16 protein-coding genes, 1 rRNA gene and 1 riboswitch are annotated in these 19,678 nt (G+C 69.8%); of the genes, 13 read left to right on the top strand and 4 right to left on the bottom strand.

The window, feature by feature from the left end; genetic code table 11:
- The 11 genes from rrf to ACFRIC_RS40965 form a co-directional block, all read left to right on the top strand.
- Positions 1 to 84 (top strand): 5S ribosomal RNA (gene rrf / locus ACFRIC_RS41015); the annotation flags it as partial.
- A 173-nt stretch (positions 85 to 257) separates the two neighbouring features.
- On the top strand, positions 258 to 866 hold the full coding sequence (locus ACFRIC_RS41010) for a CDP-alcohol phosphatidyltransferase family protein (protein WP_382797059.1): 609 nt from the start codon (positions 258 to 260) through the stop codon (positions 864 to 866).
- A gap of 115 nt (positions 867 to 981) precedes the next feature.
- Positions 982 to 3,477: a sugar phosphate nucleotidyltransferase gene (locus ACFRIC_RS41005; protein WP_382797057.1), complete on the top strand. Its 2,496-nt coding sequence runs from the start codon at positions 982 to 984 to the stop codon at positions 3,475 to 3,477.
- 107 nt (positions 3,478 to 3,584) lie between these two features.
- Positions 3,585 to 4,481 (top strand): DUF881 domain-containing protein, encoded by an 897-nt coding sequence (locus ACFRIC_RS41000; protein ID WP_382797055.1) that lies wholly within the window; start codon positions 3,585 to 3,587, stop codon positions 4,479 to 4,481.
- Positions 4,478 to 4,810 carry a small basic family protein gene (locus tag ACFRIC_RS40995; RefSeq protein ID WP_003988855.1) on the top strand — a complete coding sequence of 111 codons (333 nt, stop codon included), beginning with the start codon at positions 4,478 to 4,480 and terminating at the stop codon, positions 4,808 to 4,810. Before ACFRIC_RS41000 ends, ACFRIC_RS40995 begins: the two co-directional genes overlap by 4 nt.
- A 5-nt stretch (positions 4,811 to 4,815) precedes the next feature.
- Positions 4,816 to 5,661, top strand: coding sequence for a DUF881 domain-containing protein (locus ACFRIC_RS40990; protein ID WP_382797053.1), 846 nt, complete (start codon positions 4,816 to 4,818; stop codon positions 5,659 to 5,661).
- 61 nt (positions 5,662 to 5,722) lie between these two features.
- Complete coding sequence (locus tag ACFRIC_RS40985) at positions 5,723 to 6,679, top strand: FHA domain-containing protein (RefSeq protein WP_382797051.1); 957 nt, start codon at positions 5,723 to 5,725, stop codon at positions 6,677 to 6,679.
- A 42-nt stretch (positions 6,680 to 6,721) separates the two neighbouring features.
- Positions 6,722 to 7,477, top strand: coding sequence for a MerR family transcriptional regulator (locus ACFRIC_RS40980; RefSeq protein ID WP_382797050.1), 756 nt, complete (start codon positions 6,722 to 6,724; stop codon positions 7,475 to 7,477).
- 86 nt (positions 7,478 to 7,563) lie between these two features.
- Complete coding sequence (locus ACFRIC_RS40975) at positions 7,564 to 8,037, top strand: bifunctional nuclease family protein (protein WP_006123076.1); 474 nt, start codon at positions 7,564 to 7,566, stop codon at positions 8,035 to 8,037.
- 214 nt (positions 8,038 to 8,251) lie between these two features.
- Entirely contained in the window at positions 8,252 to 8,926 is a 675-nt protein-coding gene (locus tag ACFRIC_RS40970; protein ID WP_382797049.1) for a MerR family transcriptional regulator, read from the top strand.
- 69 nt (positions 8,927 to 8,995) lie between these two features.
- Positions 8,996 to 10,624 carry a DNA polymerase IV gene (locus tag ACFRIC_RS40965; RefSeq protein WP_382797047.1) on the top strand — a complete coding sequence of 543 codons (1,629 nt, stop codon included), beginning with the start codon at positions 8,996 to 8,998 and terminating at the stop codon, positions 10,622 to 10,624.
- A 196-nt stretch (positions 10,625 to 10,820) separates the two neighbouring features.
- Here the strand turns inward: ACFRIC_RS40965 and ACFRIC_RS40960 are convergent, their stop codons facing one another.
- A complete protein-coding gene (locus ACFRIC_RS40960; protein ID WP_382797045.1) occupies positions 10,821 to 11,189 on the bottom strand; it encodes a PRC-barrel domain-containing protein in 369 nt (122 codons plus the stop codon).
- A gap of 114 nt (positions 11,190 to 11,303) precedes the next feature.
- A riboswitch (glycine riboswitch) is annotated at positions 11,304 to 11,400 on the top strand.
- A 178-nt stretch (positions 11,401 to 11,578) separates the two neighbouring features.
- On the opposite strand from ACFRIC_RS40960, the gene gcvP reads away from it, so the two are divergent.
- Positions 11,579 to 14,464 (top strand): aminomethyl-transferring glycine dehydrogenase, encoded by a 2,886-nt coding sequence (gcvP, locus tag ACFRIC_RS40955; protein WP_382797043.1) that lies wholly within the window; start codon positions 11,579 to 11,581, stop codon positions 14,462 to 14,464.
- A 136-nt stretch (positions 14,465 to 14,600) separates the two neighbouring features.
- On the opposite strand, the gene ACFRIC_RS40950 is transcribed toward gcvP, so the two are convergent.
- A complete protein-coding gene (locus ACFRIC_RS40950) occupies positions 14,601 to 14,807 on the bottom strand; it encodes a DUF5999 family protein (protein ID WP_339128072.1) in 207 nt (68 codons plus the stop codon).
- Between the two features lie 394 nt (positions 14,808 to 15,201).
- Positions 15,202 to 15,786: a hypothetical protein gene (locus ACFRIC_RS40945; RefSeq protein WP_382797041.1), complete on the bottom strand. Its 585-nt coding sequence runs from the start codon at positions 15,784 to 15,786 to the stop codon at positions 15,202 to 15,204.
- Between the two features lie 539 nt (positions 15,787 to 16,325).
- On the opposite strand from ACFRIC_RS40945, the gene ACFRIC_RS40940 reads away from it, so the two are divergent.
- Positions 16,326 to 17,843 (top strand): glutamate--cysteine ligase, encoded by a 1,518-nt coding sequence (locus ACFRIC_RS40940; RefSeq protein WP_382797039.1) that lies wholly within the window; start codon positions 16,326 to 16,328, stop codon positions 17,841 to 17,843.
- 36 nt (positions 17,844 to 17,879) lie between these two features.
- On the opposite strand, the gene ACFRIC_RS40935 is transcribed toward ACFRIC_RS40940, so the two are convergent.
- Entirely contained in the window at positions 17,880 to 19,637 is a 1,758-nt protein-coding gene (locus tag ACFRIC_RS40935; RefSeq protein WP_382797038.1) for a hypothetical protein, read from the bottom strand.
- Positions 19,638 to 19,678 lie beyond the last annotated feature (41 nt).

Here is a 19,678-nt window from a genome sequence, read left to right as displayed (position 1 = left end):
TACATTCCGAACCCGGAAGCTAAGCCTCACAGCGCCGATGGTACTGCAGGGGGGACCCTGTGGGAGAGTAGGACGCCGCCGAACTAAATTTAGAGCTCCGGCTCTCGGGATTCATCCCGAGAGCCGGAGCTTTTTTGTTTTCCGGCACAATTTCCGGAAGACGTTTCGCCTCTGCCAGCCCCCTCTGCGCCGAGCCGTCCGGGCTGCGGGTAAGGTCAGGGAGCATCGTTGGCTCGTTTCCCACAGGAGGCCCCCGGGTGGAGGTCCAGGAGACCCGCGTTCAGACGAACCGGGTCCTCACCATCCCGAACATCCTCAGCATGGCGCGTCTCGCCGGCGTGCCCCTCTTCCTGTGGTTGATCCTCAGGCCGGAGTTCGGCGGCCCCAACAGCGACGGCTGGGCGCTGCTCGTCCTCATGCTGAGCGGTATCAGCGACTATCTGGACGGCAAGCTCGCCCGGCGCTGGAACCAGATCAGCAGCCTCGGCCGGCTGCTGGATCCCGCGGCCGACCGGCTCTACATTCTGTCCACGCTCGTCGGACTCACCTGGCGCGAGATTCTCCCGATCTGGCTCACGGCCGCACTTCTCGCGCGCGAGCTGGTTCTGCTGGTGATGGTGTGGATCCTCCGGCGCCACGGCTATCCGCCGCCGCAGGTGAACTTCCTCGGGAAGGCAGCCACCTTCAACCTGATGTACGCCTTCCCGTTGCTGCTGCTCAGTGACGCGAGCGGTTGGATCGCGACACTCGGCGCCATTTTCGGATGGGCGTTCGCCGGGTGGGGTACAACCCTCTATTGGTGGGCAGGAGTCCTCTACGTGGTGCAGGTCCGCCGGTTGATCCGGGCGGACGCCATGACCGATTGAGCTCGGCCCGATTGGGCGCAGTGGTGCCCCGATGGCCCCCGCCCGAAATCTGCGGGACAATCAGGACGGGTGAAGTCGGCTGTACCGTCGTCTCTTCAAGGAGGACGCTTCCGACATGAAGGCCGTCGTGATGGCCGGAGGCGAAGGCACACGCCTTCGTCCGATGACCTCGAGCATGCCCAAGCCGCTCCTGCCGGTGGTGAACCGCCCGATCATGGAGCATGTGCTCAGGCTGCTGAAAAGGCATGGGCTCAACGAAACCGTGGTCACCGTCCAGTTCCTGGCCTCAATGGTCAAGAACTACTTCGGTGACGGTGAAGAGCTCGGTATGGAGCTCACCTATGCCAACGAGGAGAAGCCACTCGGTACCGCCGGGAGCGTCAAGAACGCCGAGGAGGCGTTGAAGGACGACGCCTTCCTCGTCATCTCCGGTGATGCCCTCACCGACTTCGACCTCACCGAACTCATCAACTTCCACAAGGAGAAGGGCGCGCTCGTCACCGTCTGTCTGACGCGCGTGCCCAATCCGCTGGAATTCGGCATCACCATCGTGGACGAGGAAGGCAAGGTCGAACGCTTCCTGGAGAAGCCGACCTGGGGCCAGGTCTTCTCGGACACCGTGAACACGGGCATCTACGTCATGGAGCCCGAAGTCTTCGACTACGTCGAGGCCGATGTCTCCGTCGACTGGTCCGGCGACGTCTTCCCGCAGCTCATGAAGGAAGGCAAGCCCATCTACGGCTACATCGCCGAGGGCTACTGGGAGGACGTCGGCACGCACGAGAGCTATGTGAAGGCCCAGGCCGACGTCCTGGAGGGCAAGGTCGACGTCGAACTCGACGGGTTCGAGATCTCCCCGGGCGTCTGGGTGGCGGAGGGCGCCGAGGTGCATCCCGACGCCGTGCTGCGTGGGCCGCTCTACATCGGTGACTACGCCAAGGTCGAGGCGAACTCCGAGATCCGCGAGCACACCGTCGTGGGCTCCAACGTCGTCGTCAAGAATGGCGCGTTCCTGCACCGGGCCGTCGTGCACGACAACGTGTACATCGGGCAGCACAGCAACCTGCGCGGCTGTGTGGTCGGAAAGAACACCGACATCATGCGGGCCGCCCGCATCGAGGACGGCGCCGTGATCGGCGACGAATGCCTCGTCGGTGAAGAATCGATCATTCAGGGCAACGTCCGTGTCTACCCGTTCAAGACCATCGAGGCCGGCGCCTTCGTCAACACCTCGGTGATCTGGGAGTCGCGCGGCCAGGCCCACCTCTTCGGCGCCCGCGGTGTCTCCGGGATCCTGAACGTCGAGATCACCCCGGAACTGGTGGTGCGTCTGGCAGGGGCCTACGCGACGACCCTCAAGAAGGGCTCCACCGTCACCACGGCGCGCGACCACTCCCGAGGTGCCCGCGCACTGAAGCGAGCGGTGATCTCCGCGTTGCAGACCAGCGCCATCGACGTACGCGACCTGGAGAACGTACCGCTGCCCGTGGCGCGGCAGCAGACGGCCCGGGGCAGCGCCGGCGGCATCATGATCCGGACGACCCCGGGAGTGCCGGACTCCGTCGACATCATGTTCTTCGACGGGCAGGGCGCCGACCTGTCGCAGGGTGGGCAGCGGAAGCTGGACCGGGTGTTCGCGCGGCAGGAGTACCGGCGCGCCTTCCCCGGCGAGATCGGCGATCTGCACTTCCCCGGCAGCGTCTTCGACTCGTACACGGGATCGCTGCTCCGGAACGTCGACACCACCGGGATCGCGGATTCCGGTCTGAAGGTGGTCGTCGACGCCTCCAACGGCAGTGCCGGACTGGTGCTGCCCAGCCTGCTCGGCAAGCTCGGCGTGGACTCCCTGACCATCAATCCCGGTCTCGACGAGTCCAGGCCGACCGAGACGGCCGAGACACGGCGGGCAGGCCTGGTGCGGCTGGGCGAGATCGTCGCGTCCGCGCGGGCCGCGTTCGGAGTGCGCTTCGACCCGGTGGGCGAGCGGCTCTCCCTCGTCGACGAGAAGGGACGGATCGTCGAGGACGACCGGGCCCTGCTCGTGATGCTGGACCTGGTGGCCGCGGAGCGGCGCAGCGGGCGGGTGGCGCTGCCGGTCACGACCACGCGGATCGCCGAACAGGTGGCCGCGTACCACGGCACGCAGGTCGAGTGGACGACCACGTCGCCCGACGACCTGACCCGGGTCGGCCGCGAGGAGTCGACGATCTTCGGCGGCGACGCGCGCGGCGGCTTCATCATCCCCGAGTTCAGCGGCGTCTTCGACGGCGCGGCGGCCTTCGTACGGCTCATCGGTCTGGTGGCGCGGACGCAGCTCACGCTCAGCCAGATCGACGCCCGGATTCCGCGGGCGCACGTCCTCAAGCGGGATCTCGCGACTCCGTGGGCCGTCAAGGGTCTGGTCATGCGCCGGGTCGTGGAGGAGGCGGGAGACCGCTTCGTGGACACCACGGACGGCGTCCGGGTCGTGGAGACGGACGGACGCTGGGTGATGGTGCTGCCCGACCCCGCCGAGGCCGTCACCCACCTGTGGGCGGAAGGTCCGGACGACGCCTCCGCGGAGGCTCTGCTCGACGAATGGGCGGCTGTTGTGGACAGCGCCGGCCGCTGAAACACTCTTCACCCGTACGTGTCGGACAAGTGCCCCCAAGGGGGCCTGTCCGGCACGTTGGTGGGGCCATTCGGAGGTAGTACCCGCGACGTGCGACGATGTGCGGCATGCCGCAGCAGCCCCCCGTTCGGAGCAGCGCTCCGCGCCCCTCGCGCCCGGACGCCTCCATGTCGCTGCTCACCAACGTCATGGACCACAGCCTCGACGAGGGCTACGCCGAGGCGGCGGCCCGCAGACAGGCCGACGGCGCCGGTGGTCTGCCGAAGACCCTCCGGGCCAAAGTGGGGCTCGCCGCGGGTCTGGTGCTCGCCGCGCTCGTGGTCACCGTGGGAGCGGCCAACGCACGGCTCGCGGCCCCTGTCGTGGCCAAGGAGCGCCAGGAGCTCATCGACCGCATCGAGCGTGAGACGGCGGCCGCGGACAAGCTGGAGAACGGCGTCGACACCCTGCGCGCCGACGTCAGCGCCCGCCAGCGCGCGGCGCTGAAGAAGGACGGCGGAGAGCAGGCCGACCTGGTGAGCATCCTGTCCGGTGCCACCGATGTGCACGGACCGGGCGTGAAACTCGTCGTCAACGACGCCAAGGAAGCCAGTACGGGCGGTGACGGCACCAATCCGCGGGAGACGTCGGGATTCTCCGACACCGGACGGGTGCGGGACCGCGACATGCAGCGCGTGGTCAACGGTCTGTGGGAGTCGGGCGCGGAGGCCATCTCCGTCAACGGCCAGCGGCTGACCGCTCTGTCGGCCATCAGGGCCGCGGGTGACGCGATACTGGTCGACAACAAGCCGCTGGTGCCGCCGTACACGGTGCTCGCGGTGGGGGACGGCCAAAGGCTCAGCACCAGGTTCCAGAACAGCGCCGACGGGCTGTATCTGCATGCGCTGCAGGAGAACTACGGCATCAGGACGGGCATCTCCGTCGAGGCGGACGTCCGCTTGTCCGCCGCACCGAGTGTGATCGTACGTACAGCAGAGCCGAGAACAGAGAAGGGCACACCGTGATCGCCGTACTGGGCCTCGTCGTGGGAGTCGTGGCTGGACTGTTGGTCCGGCCCGAGGTTCCGGCGGTCGTCGAGCCTTACCTTCCGATCGCCGTCGTGGCGGCGCTCGACGCCGTGTTCGGCGGTCTGCGCGCGATGCTCGACGGCATCTTCGACGACAAGGTCTTCGTGGTCTCGTTCCTGTCGAACGTGGTCGTCGCCGCGCTGATCGTCTTCCTGGGGGACAAGCTGGGCGTGGGTGCGCAGCTCTCCACGGGTGTCGTGGTCGTCCTCGGCATCCGGATCTTCTCCAATGCCGCGGCCATCCGCCGGCACGTGTTCCGGGCGTGAGGCCGATGAGCGACGAGAACGAAGCCGAGAGCCCCGACAACCCGCTGCGCCGGGAGCTGCCGGAGGAGGTCCCGGCGGCCGCCGAGGAGACCGGGCCGCAGGTGGCCGAGGACAGTGGCACGCCGACGCTGTCCGGCCGTCAGAGGCTGGTCAAGGGGCTGTGGCCGCCGCGGGTGTCGCGTGCCCAACTCATCGTCGCGGTGCTGCTGTTCGGCCTGGGATTCGGGCTGGCCGTCCAGGTGGCGTCCAACAGCGACGGCGACAGCGCGCTGCGCGGCGCGCGCCAGGAAGATCTCGTGCGCATTCTCGATGAACTCGACAGCCGGACTCAGCGTCTTGAGGACGAGAAGCAGGGTCTCGAGGATCAGCGCACCGAGCTGGAGAACAGCTCGGACCAGGCCGAGGAGGCCCGCAAGCAGACGGTCGAGAAGGAGAAGCAACTCGGCATCCTGGCGGGCACCGTGGCCGCTCAGGGGCCCGGCATCACGTTGACCATCGACGACCCGAAGGGGACGGTCAAGGCGGACATGCTGCTCGACGCCATCCAGGAGCTGCGCGCCGCCGGTGCGGAGGCGATCCAGGTGAACGGCGTGCGCGTGGTCGCCGGTACCTATCTCTCCGACTCCGGGAGCGGAGTGAAGGTCGACGGGAACAAGATCACCCAGCCCTATCGTTTCAAGGTCATCGGCAAGCCGCAGGACCTCGAGCCGGCGCTGAACATCCCGGGAGGCGTGGTGCAGACACTGGAGAAGGAGCAGGCCACCGTCACGGTGGACCGCTCGACGAAGATCGTCGTAGATGCCTTGCGACCGGCGGAGCGGCCTGACTACGCTCGGTCGTCCTCCCGGTGAACGGCGGTCGGATGCCGGTCGTCGGGCGAGGGCAGGAGGTTGCGGGGGGTCGGCGCACCGAATGGGTGGTGCGTGGTGGAAACTGTCTGGTGGATACGGACGTTGTGAGGATGTCCGGGTCGACCGGTGTGTTCAATCAGGGTTCGTCCTGCCCCACGGGCGGGTCTGTTTCGGTCAAGGGGAATCGCCCGTGAAGTTGTTTGCGAAGTTGTTCGGCAAGAGCTCGCGAGAGGACAGCGGCGACAACGCGGCTGCCCGTCATCGCGCACCGCGCCAAGGGGACGCGGAGGCGCAGAGCGGCGACCGTCCGCTGTTCCGGGACCAGGTCGGCGGCCCCGGTGGTCAGGGCGCGTCGTCTGTTGACCCTGGCCAGCCCGGCCGCATAGGTTTCGGAGAACCGTCAGCCTCGAGCGCGGGCGGAGGGTATGCCTCCGACCCGTATGCGTCCCATGCCCCTGGTGGGCAGCCGCGGCAGGAGGATCCGTCCATGTCGGCCCAGGTGTGTACGAGGTGCGGGAACCGCAACGCGGAGAACAGCCGGTTCTGTTCCAACTGCGGTGCGCCGCTTCGGGGCGGACCCGAGCGTCCGTCGGAGACGACGTCCACGATCTCCATCTCCGGTATCGAGGCCTACGACGCCGAGGTGACGGGCCAGACGCCGTCGCCGATGCTCTCCCCGGAGGCGCAGGCGGCCGTGGACGCGCTGCCGGTCGGTTCGGCGCTCCTGGTGGTGCGCCGTGGCCCCAACTCGGGCAGCCGCTTCCTGCTGGACGGTGAGCTGACCACGGCGGGGCGTCATCCGCAGAGCGACATCTTCCTCGACGACGTGACGGTGTCGCGCCGGCATGTGGAGTTCCGTCGTGTCGCGGACGGTTCGTTCACGGTCGCCGACGTCGGCAGCCTGAACGGCACGTACGTCAACCGGGAGCGGATCGACCAGGTGCCTCTGTCGAACGGTGACGAGGTGCAGATCGGCAAGTACCGGCTGGTGTTCTACGCGAGCCAGCGGGGCATCTGACCCTCCCCCAACTCCGTCCGGGGGGCCACCGAGGGAATGTCCATGCTTCAAACACCGAGCGGCGGTGCCGGCAGCGGTACCGCCGCCGCGGACAGTGGGCTGATGAGCATCGGAGCGGTGCTGAGTCTGCTGCGCGACGAGTTCCCCGAAGTCACCATCTCCAAGATCAGATTCCTGGAGTCGGAGGGGCTCGTCGAGCCGCAGCGGACCCCGTCGGGGTATCGCAAGTTCAGCCCGGACGACGTCGAGCGCCTCGGCCACGTGCTGCGCATGCAGCGTGACCACTACCTTCCGCTGAAGGTGATCCGCGAGCATCTGGACGCGATGGCTCGCGGTGAGCAGGTGCGTTTGCCCTCCGTGGGCCGCCAGCGAGAGGCGGGGGAGCAGGAACCCCACGGGGAGCTCTACGGCGAGCCCGAGGGCCCCACGGTGGCCCGGGTGGGCCGTGAGGAGCTGCTGGCCGCCGCCGAGATCGGTGAGCAGCAGCTCCAGGAGTGGGAGTCGTACGGACTGATCGGCCCGCTGCCCGACGGTGTCTACGACGCGGAGGCGGTGACCGTCGCCGCGCTCGTCGTCGAGCTGGGACGCTTCGGGATCGAGCCGCGCCATCTGAGGGCGATGAAGGCCGCGGCCGAGCGTGACGCGGGACTGGTGGACCAGGTGGTCGCCCCGCTGCGGCGTCACCGCAATCCGCAGACCCGGGCGCACGCGGAAGCCCGTACGAAGGAACTCGCGGGGCTCACGGTGAAGCTGCACGCGGCGCTCGTGCAGACCGCGCTGGGCGTGCGTCTGCGCTGATCCGCGCCCCCGGCGCAGGCTGTGGATCGTCCACCCGTTCTGTGCCCGACTACCCAAACGTCCCGGGCACGGCCTAGGGTTGCTGTGTGAACGAGCTCGATGTCGTAGGTGTCCGGGTCGAAATGCCCTCCAACCAACCGATCGTGCTTCTGCGTGAAGTGGGAGGCGACCGCTACCTCCCCATCTGGATCGGACCGGGGGAGGCGACGGCGATCGCCTTCGCTCAGCAGGGCATGGCCCCCGCCCGACCGCTGACCCACGACCTGTTCAAGGACGTGCTGGAGGCCGTCGGCCAGGAACTCACCGAAGTACGCATCACCGACCTGCGTGAGGGCGTCTTCTACGCCGAGCTCGTCTTCGCCAGCGGGGTCGAGGTGAGTGCCAGACCGTCCGACGCCATAGCGCTGGCGCTGCGCACCGGAACGCCCATCTACGGCAGCGACGGGGTGCTCGACGACGCGGGGATCGCGATCCCGGACGAGCAGGAGGACGAGGTGGAGAAGTTCCGCGAGTTCCTCGACCAGATCTCGCCCGAGGACTTCGGTACCAACAGCCAGTGAGCCGGCCGGGCGGCTCTCGCGGGCGGCAATTGCCCGGGGCGAGTGTGGTGTGCCGCGGCCCGCGCCGAGAGCATTCGGCTAGCCTTTCCCCGCGGTAGGGCACGGGAAACCACTCTTAGGGTGATTATCACTCGGCGTGCCGAGTGTGGCGATCGTTGACGCGCCCCTGGTGACTGCCTACCGTCGAGAAGGCAGGTCAAGGACGGAGGTCGGCGTGAGAAGCAGCGGCGACGGTACGGCTGGGGGTGCTCCCGGACACGGTCCGGGAGAGAGCGGCCCGTACCCTCCCCCAAGCTCTCGGCTCGGCTCGAGCAGGGGGCGCCCCCATCACGGCAGCGCGGCCGAACAGGTTCCGGTCCGGCCGGCAGCAGTGCCCGACGAGGGAGGGACGGTTCCCGAGGAGGTCGGTTACCGAGGACCCACGGCGTGCGCCGCCGCGGGCATCACCTACCGACAGCTCGACTACTGGGCGCGGACCGGACTGGTCGAGCCCAGCGTGCGTCCCGCCTACGGGTCGGGGACGCAGCGCCTCTACAGCTTCCGGGACGTGGTGGTCCTCAAGATCGTCAAGCGGTTCCTCGACACCGGGGTGTCGCTCCAGAACATCCGCACCACGGTCCAGCACCTCAGGGAGCGCGGTTTCCAGGACCTGGAGCGCATGACGCTCATGAGCGACGGCGCGACGGTCTACGAGTGCACCTCCCCGGACGAGGTCCACGCGCTGCTTCAGGGCGGCCAGGGCGTCTTCGGCATCGCCGTGGGCGTGGTGTGGCGGGACGTCGAGGGGGCTCTGTCCCAGTTGCACGGAGAGCGTGTGGACACCGGCGAGACACTCCTCTCGCACCATCCCGCGGACGAACTGGCGCGCAGGCGCAACCGTGCGGTGTGAGCCGCGTGCGATGACGCGATGCCCCGGTGAGCCGGGGCATTGTCAGTGGCGTAGGGCAGCATCGGAGATGTGAGAACCGCGCCCACGATCCTGCATCTCGACATGGATGCCTTCTTCGCCTCGGCGGAGCAGGCGTCCAAGCCGAGCCTGCGCGGGAAGGCCGTCGTCGTGGGCGGGCTCGGACCCCGCGGAGTCGTCGCCACCGCGTCGTACGAGGCACGCGTCTTCGGGGTGAACTCCGCGATGCCCATGGCCCAGGCCCGCAGGCGCGCACCGAACGCCGCCTACCTCGTGCCGCGCTTCGGGTTGTACCGAGAGATCAGCGAGCAGGTGATGGCGCTGCTGCGGGCCCTGTCGCCTCTGGTTGAGCCGCTGAGCCTGGACGAGGCGTTCGTGGACCTGGAGGCGGGCGGGGCGGCGTGGGACGAGGCGTCGGCGCGGCTGGCGGGCGTCAAACTGCGCGCGGACATCCGGGCCGTCACGGGGCTCACGGGATCGGTGGGTCTGGCGGCCTCCAAGATGCTGGCGAAGATCGCCTCGGAGCAGGCCAAGCCCGACGGTCTCGTCCTGATCGAGCCGGGCACCGAGCGGGCGCTGCTGGGCCCGATGCCGGTGCGGACGCTGCCGGGCGTGGGGCCCGCCACGGGCGACCACCTGCGCCGGGCCGGCATCAACAGCGTCGAGGAGCTCGCCGAGGCGGGCGAGGACGAGCTCGTACGCCTTCTGGGAAAGGCTCACGGGCACGCGCTGTTCGCGATGGCGCTGGCCCACGACGAGCGGCCCGTGGTGGCCGAGCGGGAGACCAAGTCGGTGTCGGTCGAGGACACGTACGACGTGGACATCCACGACCGGGTCCGGGTGGAGCTCGAGGTGCAGCGGCTCGCGGACCGGTGCGTGCGGCGGCTGCGCGGGGCCGGGCTGTCGGGGCGGACCATCGTGCTGAAGGTCCGCCGGTACGACTTCTCGACGCTGACGCGGTCCGAGACGCTGCGGGGGCCCACGGACGACCCCGGGGTCGTCCGGGAGGCCGCCGCCCGGCTGCTGGAGGGCGTGGACACGACGGGTGGCGTCCGGCTGCTGGGGGTCGGTGTCTCCGGGCTCGCCGACTACACGCAGGAGGACCTGTTCGCGCAGGCGCAGGCCGCGGCCGTGGGGGAGCCGGTGGCCGAGGACCATGCCGCGGACGAACCGGCCCAGGCGGCCGCCGTGGCCGAGCCGGCGCCGCCGGCCGAGCGGAGATGGCCCTCCGGGCACGACGTGCGGCATGCCGAGTACGGGCACGGCTGGGTGCAGGGGAGCGGGCTCGGGCGGGTCACCGTGCGGTTCGAGACGCCGTACTCCGGGCCAGGCCGGGTGCGGACCTTCCGGACGGACGATCCGCTGCTCGAACCGGCCGACCCGCTGCCGCTGGTGGAGCGAAGACCCGAGGCGGCCGACGGGGCGCCGTCCGGCCCCGGGGCATCGGGGCCGCAGGGGGCGGAGCAGGGTCCGGAGGCCCAGGGCCCCGCGCCGGCGGCCCAGGCAGGGGCGCGCCACCACGGGACGTCCGTCCAGGAAGCCGGACCCCGGAGCGCCGAGCCGTCCGTCCGGGAAGCCGGAGCTTGGAGCGCCGACCTGCCCGTCCCGGAACCCGGGACTCGGAGCGTCGACCTGTCCCTCCGGGAACCCGGAACCCGGATCGCCGACCTGTCCGTCTGAGAAGCCGGAGCTCGAAGCGTCGACCCGGCCGTCCCGGACCCCGGAGCTCCGACCTGCCCGTCCCGGAAGGCGGAACGCCGAGGCCCCCGTCGTCGGACCCTGAGGTCGGGGCGCGGAGGTCTGGGACGGCCGCCGGCCCGGAAGCTGGGGTGCGGAGCCTCAGGGCCGGGCTGTAGGTGCGGGCGGGATCCCGGGATCAGGGGTCTTCCGAGCCCGCCAGGTGGCCGAAGTCGCGGTCCGGCGGGGGCGGGGACGCCACGTCGAGGCCGTAGTGGTGGTAGAGCTGGAGCTCCTGCTCGGGGGAGAGGTGGCGCCCGACGCCGAAGTCGGGGGCGTCCTTGATCAGGGCCCGGTCGAAGGGGATGCGCAAGGTCCCCTCGACGATCTCGCTGGGCTCCAGGGGCACGAAGGCGTCCCTGCTGAACAGCCCCGTACGTATGGCCGCCCACTCCGGGACGCCGGTCGCGTCGTCGAGGTAGACCTCGTCGATCGTGCCGATCTTGGTGCCGTTGCTGTCGAACGCCTTGCGGCCGATCAGGTTGCGCGGATCGATGTCGGTCTGCACGGTCCCTCCAGTGGTCGCAAACTCATCCGTAAGTACTACAAAAGGGCACTTTTGTGAAGGCGGCCACTCGAAGGCTGTCGTCTTGTCCTCGCTGGTAGGCTGGCAAGCGGCTGCTGATCCCGTGCGGGAGAGTCCTCCGGAATTTCGTCGGAGGCGCCGAAGGAGCAACTCCTCCCCGGAATCTCTCAGGCTCACGTACCGCACGGACGAGGTCACTCTGGAAAGCAGGGCGGGTGTCGATGGCCTCCGCTCTCACCGACGGTGAAAGCCGGGTCGTCCGCGGGACCATCCGGTGAAACTCTCAGGTTGAGATGACAGAGGGGGAGGCCGTCGGGGTACCCGTGCCGGGGTGCCCCTCGAAGGTCGCGTCAGACCAGGAGGCCTCCGCCATGACCGCCCCTCGCATTCCGCTCTCCGAGCTCGAACAGGGAATCCCCTTCGAGCAGCGCCACATCGGACCCGACTCCGAAGCACGGGCCAAGATGCTCGCGCAGGTCGGTTACGGCTCGCTCGACGAGCTGACGGCCGCCGCGGTGCCGGACGTGATCAAGAACGTCGAGGCCCTGAACCTGCCGGCCGCGCGCACCGAGGCCGAGGTACTGGCCGAGCTCCGCTCCCTCGCGGACCGCAACCAGGTGCTCGGTTCCATGATCGGCCTGGGTTACTACGGCACGTTCACGCCGCCGGTGATCCTGCGCAACGTCATGGAGAACCCGGCCTGGTACACCGCGTACACGCCGTACCAGCCGGAGATCTCGCAGGGCCGACTCGAGGCGCTGCTGAACTTCCAGACCGTCGTCGCCGAGCTGTCCGGGCTGCCGACCTCCGGCGCCTCCCTCCTCGACGAGGGCACCGCCGCCGCCGAGGCCATGGCGCTGTCCCGCCGCATGGGCAAGAACAAGAAGGGTCTCTTCCTGGTCGACGCGGACGCGCTGCCGCAGACCATCGCCGTCATAGAGACCCGCGCTGAGCCGACCGGCGTCGAGATCGTCGTCGCCGACCTCGCCGACGGCATCCCGGCCGACCTCGCCGGGCGCGAGATCAACGGCGTGCTGATCCAGTACCCCGGCGCCTCCGGTGCCGTACGCGACATCAAGCCGATCATCGAGCAGGCGCACGAGCTGGGCGCCGTCGTCACGGTCGCCGCCGATCTGCTCGCCCTGACCCTGCTGACCTCGCCCGGCGAGCTCGGCGCGGACATCGCGGTCGGTACGACGCAGCGCTTCGGCGTGCCGATGGGCTTCGGCGGTCCGCACGCCGGATACATGGCGGTCCGCGAGAAGTTCGCGCGCAGCCTTCCCGGTCGGCTGGTCGGCGTGTCCGTGGACGCGGACGGGCACAAGGCGTACCGCCTCGCCCTGCAGACGCGCGAGCAGCACATCCGCCGCGAGAAGGCGACCAGCAACATCTGCACCGCCCAGGTGCTGCTCGCCGTGATGGCCGGCATGTACGCCGTCTACCACGGCCCCGAGGGCCTGAGGACCATCGCGCGGCGTACCCACCGCTACGCCACGGTGCTGGCCGCCGGGCTCACCGCCGGCGGTGTCGACGTCGTCCACGGCGCCTACTTCGACACGCTCACCGTGCGGGTCCCGGGCCGCGCCGCGGCGATCGTCGCCGCCGCCCGCGACAACGGCGTCAACCTCCACCTCGTCGACGCCGACCTGGTGTCGATCTCGTGCGACGAGACGACCACGCGCGAGCAGCTCACCGCCGTGTGGAGCGCGTTCGGTGTCCAGGGCGACGTCGAGGCGCTGGACGCGAGCACCGAGGACACCCTGCCGGACGCGCTGCTGCGCACCGACGCGTACCTCACGCACCCGGTGTTCCACGACCACCGCTCCGAGACGGCGATGCTGCGCTACCTGCGCAAGCTCTCCGACCGCGACTACGCGCTCGACCGCGGCATGATCCCGCTGGGCTCCTGCACCATGAAGCTCAACGCGACCACCGAGATGGAGTCGGTGACCTGGCCCGAGTTCGGGCAGCTCCACCCCTTCGTCCCCGCCGAGCAGGCACAGGGCTACCTGACGCTGATCCACGAGCTGGAGGACCAGCTCGCCGAGGTCACCGGCTACGACAAGGTCTCGCTCCAGCCCAACGCCGGTTCGCAGGGCGAGCTGGCCGGTCTGCTGGCCGTCCGCGGCTACCACCGTGCCAACGGCGACGACCAGCGCACGGTGTGCCTCATCCCGTCCTCCGCGCACGGCACCAACGCCGCCAGCGCCGTGATGGCCGGCATGAAGGTCGTCGTCGTGAAGACCGCGGACGACGGTGAGATCGACGTCCAGGACCTGCGCGCCAAGATCGAGCAGTACCGCGACGAACTGTCGGTGCTGATGATCACGTACCCCTCGACGCACGGTGTGTTCGAGGAGCACGTCGCCGACATCTGCGCCCAGGTGCACGAGGCCGGCGGCCAGGTCTACGTCGACGGCGCCAACCTGAACGCCCTGGTGGGTCTCGCCAAGCCGGGTCACTTCGGCGGCGACGTCTCGCACCTGAACCTGCACAAGACCTTCTGCATCCCGCACGGCGGCGGTGGCCCCGGCGTCGGTCCGGTCGGTGTGCGCGCCCACCTGGCGCCGTACCTCCCGAACCACCCGCTCCAGCCCGAGGCCGGTCCCGAGACGGGCGTCGGCCCGATCTCGGCCGCTCCCTGGGGCTCCGCGGGCATCCTGCCCATCTCCTGGTCGTACGTCCGTCTGATGGGCGGCGAGGGCCTCAAGCGCGCCACGCAGGTGGCCGTCCTGTCCGCCAACTACATCGCCAAGCGCCTGGAGCCGCACTACCCGGTGCTGTACACGGGCCCCGGCGGTCTGGTCGCGCACGAGTGCATCATCGACCTGCGCCCGCTGACCAAGGCGACCGGCGTCAGCGTCGACGACATCGCCAAGCGCCTGATCGACTACGGCTTCCACGCGCCGACGATGTCGTTCCCGGTGGCCGGCACGCTGATGATCGAGCCGACCGAGTCCGAGGACCTGGGCGAGGTCGACCGGTTCTGCGACGCGATGATCGCGATCCGCGCGGAGATCGAGAAGGTCGGCGGCGGCGAGTGGTCCGTGGACGACAACCCGCTGCGCGGGGCGCCGCACACGGCCGCCGCGCTCGGTGGCGACTGGGAGCACGCGTACAGCCGCGAGGAGGCCGTCTTCCCGGCCGGTGTCTCGGCCGCCGACAAGTACTGGCCGCCGGTGCGCCGCATCGACCAGGCCTACGGCGACCGGAACCTCGTCTGCTCCTGCCCGCCGCTGGACGCCTACGAGGACTGATCAGCGCTCGGCACGCGGACGCCTACGAGGAGTGATCGTCCTCGGACATGCGTCGGGGCCGGTTCGGAGAGTACGTCTCCGGGCCGGCCCCTCGTGTGTCTGGGCGGCCTGTCACGGCCGCCCGGGGTCGTGCGGCTCAGGCGGCCGTCATCACCGGCGCGCCGCCCAGCGGGCGGTGCGGGGCGATGATCTGCCCGTCCGGCAGGAGCTCACCGGTGTCCTCGAAGAGCAGAACGCCGTTGCACAGCAGGCTCCATCCCTGCTCCGGGTGATGCGCCACAAGGCGGGCGGACTCCCGGTCGGCTGATTCGGCTGCGGGACACAGTGGCTGGTGCTGGCACATGGATGGGATCTTTCGCTGGGTCGAGATGTGAGTGATGGCTGTGGTGTCTGTCTTGCGGCTCGAGGTACTCATCGCCGCCCCCCGTTGGTGTGTGGTCTGACCCCAGTGTTGCCCCACGGGCGCCGATCCGCAGGGATTTGAGGGCACCGCTTCTCACAGGTTGATGACGCATCACCCGTGCGGAGGGTTCACCCCAACTGCGCCGTCCTTTCGGGTGGTTCGAGGTGGCCGGATCGGGCTAGTCCGGTTGGGCGTGGAGCGCGTTTCCCCTCGTACGAGCGGCCTTCAGCGCTAACGAGCGAACCCTGCTCCGGGTTCGCGACAGCGCCGTGCCCCGCGGCAGGTTTACCCGTGTGGGGCACGGCTGCGGGGCACGGACGCGAGGATCGGAGGTTCAGGCGGGCGAGCTGAGGAGCGGTGCCGGGGTGACCCGGTGGGTGAGGACCGGCAGCAGTTCGGCGACGAGGTGCGGCCGGTGCGCGGCGATGCCGGGCGGGGCGGGTGCGAGCGGGACGAGGAGGTCGGTGGCGGCCGGATGGCCGGTGGCGCCGTCCGCCGTGCAGTCGCCGTGCAGCCAGAGCGTCAGCATGTACAGCTCCGGCACGGACAGCAGCCGTGCCTGGTAGGGCTGTTGCATGGTCTCGGCCTGTCGCAGGGCGCGTTCGGTGGCGGCGATGTACGGGCCCTCGAAGAAGCGCGAGAAGGCCCAGCCGTCCGGGGTCAGCATGGTGTCGGCGGCGGCCACCGCGCGGTCGCCGCTACGGATGAGGAAACGCCACCCGGCGAGCCGGGTGGCGGAGGCGCCCGCGGGGGTGATGCGGTCCAGGACGTGGACGGGCAGCGGGAGTTCGGGGGTGACGGGTCCCTGCGCCAGGCGCAGGGACGGGGTACGGGCTTCGCGGACAGCGGTGGGGGAACCGAGTGCCGTGAGTACGGTGCGCAGGGCGGGCGCGGGAGCCGGGGGTACGTGCAGCGGCATGGTGGGTCGCCTCTCATTCGACAGGCACAGTGGCGCGAGGGCGGGGGCGGACGGCGCTGTCAGCTCTCGGGTCAGAGGGGCGAGGGGTCTGGATCTGCCGACAGGGTGTCGCCTGCCGCCGTCACCGTGACGACAGGACCTAGGACCGCGAGCGCCAACTCTCTGCCTCGGTAGCGGAGTTTATACGACGCGTGTTCAGGCGGTGTTTCGTCTAGTCGTCGCGAATTCGAAGAACAAGTCGATATCCGGTCGGCGAAATGCGGGATTCCTCCCGGTTCTGCGCGATCGAAACGCGGTGACCTCGGAATGCTTCGCCCGAGCGGTCGGCCGATTCTCGTCGGCGTTTTTCACGAGATCGTTCCGGCCGGTAAACTTGCTGAATGCTCCATGCCCGGTGAATGTGCCCGGGGCCGATGTCCAGACTAGCGGTCGAAGAGCCCGCGCGGGACGTTATGGATCGTGTTGCCTGGGCATCATCCCCCGTGACCCGGGACGCCAGGGCCGTAACTCGGCCTGCCCATCCGAGGAGGGACACTTCGATGGGGGAGAAGGTCGTGGCAGGGACGTTCGGCCTGTCCGATCGGCAGCGCCACCGCGACAAGCTCCGACAGTGTCTGACGGGGCTGGAGCGACTGCTGGAGGAGAAGAGGTTCGACCGTCCGAAGAACCTGATGGGCCTGGAGATCGAATTGAATCTCGCGGGTCCTGACGGCATGCCCAGAATGATGAACGGGCAGGTTCTCGAAAGGATTGCGAGCCGCGACTTCCAAACAGAACTCGCCATGTTCAACCTGGAAGTCAACATAGCCCCACACCGGCTGGGCGGCCGGGTATTCGACCGGCTCGCCGAGGAGATCCGCACCTCGCTCGCCTATGCCCACCGGAAAGCCAGCGAGGTCGACGCCGGAATCGTCATGATCGGTATTCTGCCGACGCTCGGGCAGGACGATCTGGTGTCCTCCAACCTGTCGGAGGCCGACCGCTACATGCTGCTCAACGATCAGATCGTGGCCGCGCGCGGGGAGGATTTCGCACTCGACATCGACGGGGTGGAGCGACTGGTCTGCAGGTCGACGTCCATCGCGCCCGAAGCCGCCTGCACCTCGGTGCAGTTGCACCTCCAGGTCACACCGGGCCGGTTCGCGGACGTGTGGAACGCGGCGCAGGCGGTGGCGGCCGCGCAGGTCGCGATCGGCGCCAACTCGCCCTTCCTGTTCGGGCGCGAGCTGTGGCGCGAGTCGAGGCCCCCGCTCTTCCAGCAGTCCACCGACACCCGGCCGCCGGAGCTGCAGGCGCAAGGGGTCCGGCCGCGCACCTGGTTCGGCGAACGGTGGGTCACCTCGGCGTACGACCTCTTCGAGGAGAACCTGCGGTTCTTCCCGCCCCTGCTGCCCTTCTGCGACGAGGAGGACCCGCTCGGCGTCCTCGACGCCGGGGGCGTGCCCAAGCTGGCCGAACTGGTGCTGCACAACGGCACGGTGTACCGCTGGAACCGGCCCGTGTACGGGATCGCCGACGGCGTCCCGCATCTACGGGTCGAGAACCGGGTGCTGCCCGCCGGACCGACCGTCACCGACGTCATCGCCAACGCGGCCTTCTACTACGGCCTGGTCCGCGCGCTCGCCGAGGAGCAGCGTCCGGTGTGGACCCGGATGTCCTTCGAGGCGGCCGCAGCGAACTTCGACGAGGCCTGCCGGCACGGCATCGAGGCCCGCCTGGAGTGGCCGCGGCGCGGCCGTTACGGCGGGACCGCGCAGGTGGACGCGGCGAACCTGGTGCGCGACGAGTTGCTGCCGCTGGCCGCCGCGGGCCTGGACGCGTGGGGCATCGAGCCCGCCGACCGTGACCTCTACCTCGGTGTGATCGAGGACCGGTGCCGGCTGCGCGTCAACGGCGCGACCTGGCAGGCGGCGACCTTCCACCGGGCCCTGGAGAAGGGGCTCGGCCGGGAGGCCGCGCTGGCCGCGACGACGCGGCGCTACGGCGAGCTGATGCATCTCGGCGAGCCCGTGCACACATGGCCGGTCGGGCTGCCGGAGCCGGTTCCGCTGGGGTGACGCGAGGCGGTGCGCCCGACGTCGCGCCGGGAGCGGTCAGTCCGGGGTTCCGGCGCCCGCCGCCGTGATCGCCTTGAGCATCGCCGCGTGGATCTGTGAGGGCTCGTTGACGCGCTGGCCGGAGCCGCCGGTCGCCCTGGCGATCTCGTCGACCTCCCGCCGGTCGCTGTCGGGGCCCACCGCGATGGCGATGAGCGGCACCGGGCGCTCCGGGTCGGCCAGCTTCTGCAGCTCGGTGATGAGTTCGGACCGGGAGATGCTGCCGGGGTCGCGGTTGACCCCGTCCGTGAGGACGACGAGCGCGTTGAAGCGGCCCTTCGTGTAGGAGGCGACGGCCTCCTTGTACGCGGCGAGCGTGGTGTCGTACAGACCGGTCTCTCCGTGCGGGACCGGCTTCAGGGATGAGAAGCCGGCGGTCAGTCTCGCGCGCTGGCTGCCCTTCTTCTTGCTGTCGCCGAGTCGCTCGGTCGGTACGAGGACGCGGTAGTCCTTGTCGCCGTCGAGCTTGGTGGAGAACTTCCACAGCCCGATCTCGTCCTCGGCGGTGAAGGTGGCGAGGGCCTGGAGCAGGGATTCCTTGGTGACGTCCATGCGGGACCGCCCGTCGCCCGGCAGTGTCACGCCCATGGAGGAGGAGGCGTCGACGACCGTCGTGATCCGGGCGCTCTCCACGGTGATCGTCCACATGCCGAGGGCCTCCTGGACCGCGCCCTTCGACGAGGAGTCGGCCAGGACGCGCGCGTACGGCTGCGGCGACCTGCCGCCGGCCTCGGCGACGAGTGTGGCCGCCGGGCTCTCCGCGTCGGTGCGGAATCCGAACAGCCGCAGGAACTGCCGGGGTGCCGCCTCGCCGAGCAGGGTCATGAACCGCAGGGCCGCGCGGCCCTCGTCCGTGCTCAGTCCGGGCTCGTCGACCAGCGTGTACGGGTAGTCGAGCAGCGGCGAGCCGTCCTTGGGGTAGAACAGGTCGAGGTCCTGACCGCCGTCCTGAGCGCTGTTGTGCGCGAACGCGGCCTGCTCGGAGAGGATCAGGGCCTGATTGCTGTCGGCGCCGTCCGAGCCGTCGCGGGGCAGGGTGTCCAGCAGCGCGGTGTCGCTGCCGGAGGTGCGGTGCGAGAGCGTCTTGGCCAGGGCCGCCGCCCGGACGTCGCCGTCCTTGACGCCTGAAGCGGCCGCGCTGATCCGTGCCAGCGCGAGCAGTCCCGGCGAGCTGCGGGCGGGGTCGACCGCGCCCAGCCGTAGCTTCCTGGCCCGTGTCGAGTCGCCGGCCAGCTCGGTCCAGGTGTACGTCTTGTCGGGCCAGCCCAGTGCCTTGGCGGCCGACGGGACCACGGCGACGCCGACGGGTGAGGAGGCGACGTTGCCCAGGCTGGTGACCTGCGTGGCGGCGCTGGTGCCGGTGACGCGGTCCACCCACGCGTCGGAGTCCGGCACCCACACCTGCACGTCGGACTTCTCGCCCTTCCCGAGCGAGGCGGCGACCTCGTACGACTCGCGGGCGGTCACGCCGACGTCGAGACAGCGGCCGTCGGAGGTGACGTCCTTCTCGCGGGCGTCCTCGGCGATGGCCCTGAGCGCGGGCGCGATGTCCGGGGAGGCGGCCACCTCGATGTGCACCACGTCGTCCTCGCAGGAGCTCCCGAGGGAGAACAGCCCCCCGTGGATCGCGGCGGCCGTGCCTCCGACGACGGTGAGGACGAGTGCCGTCGCGAGGGCCGTGTTGCGGCGGCGCGCGCGGATCCGGGGGTCGGCGGAGCCCGCCCGTCGAGCATCGGGCAAGCTGTGTCGTCCCATGACGGTGAGGTCCTCCCGGGTGAGCCTGAGCCGTGAGACAG

It is taken from the genome of Streptomyces sp. NPDC056738, assembly GCF_042790435.1.
GTDB lineage: Bacteria > Actinomycetota > Actinomycetes > Streptomycetales > Streptomycetaceae > Streptomyces.
Note: the sequence above shows the minus strand (reverse complement) of the source record. Positions and strands in the feature narration are given on the sequence as shown.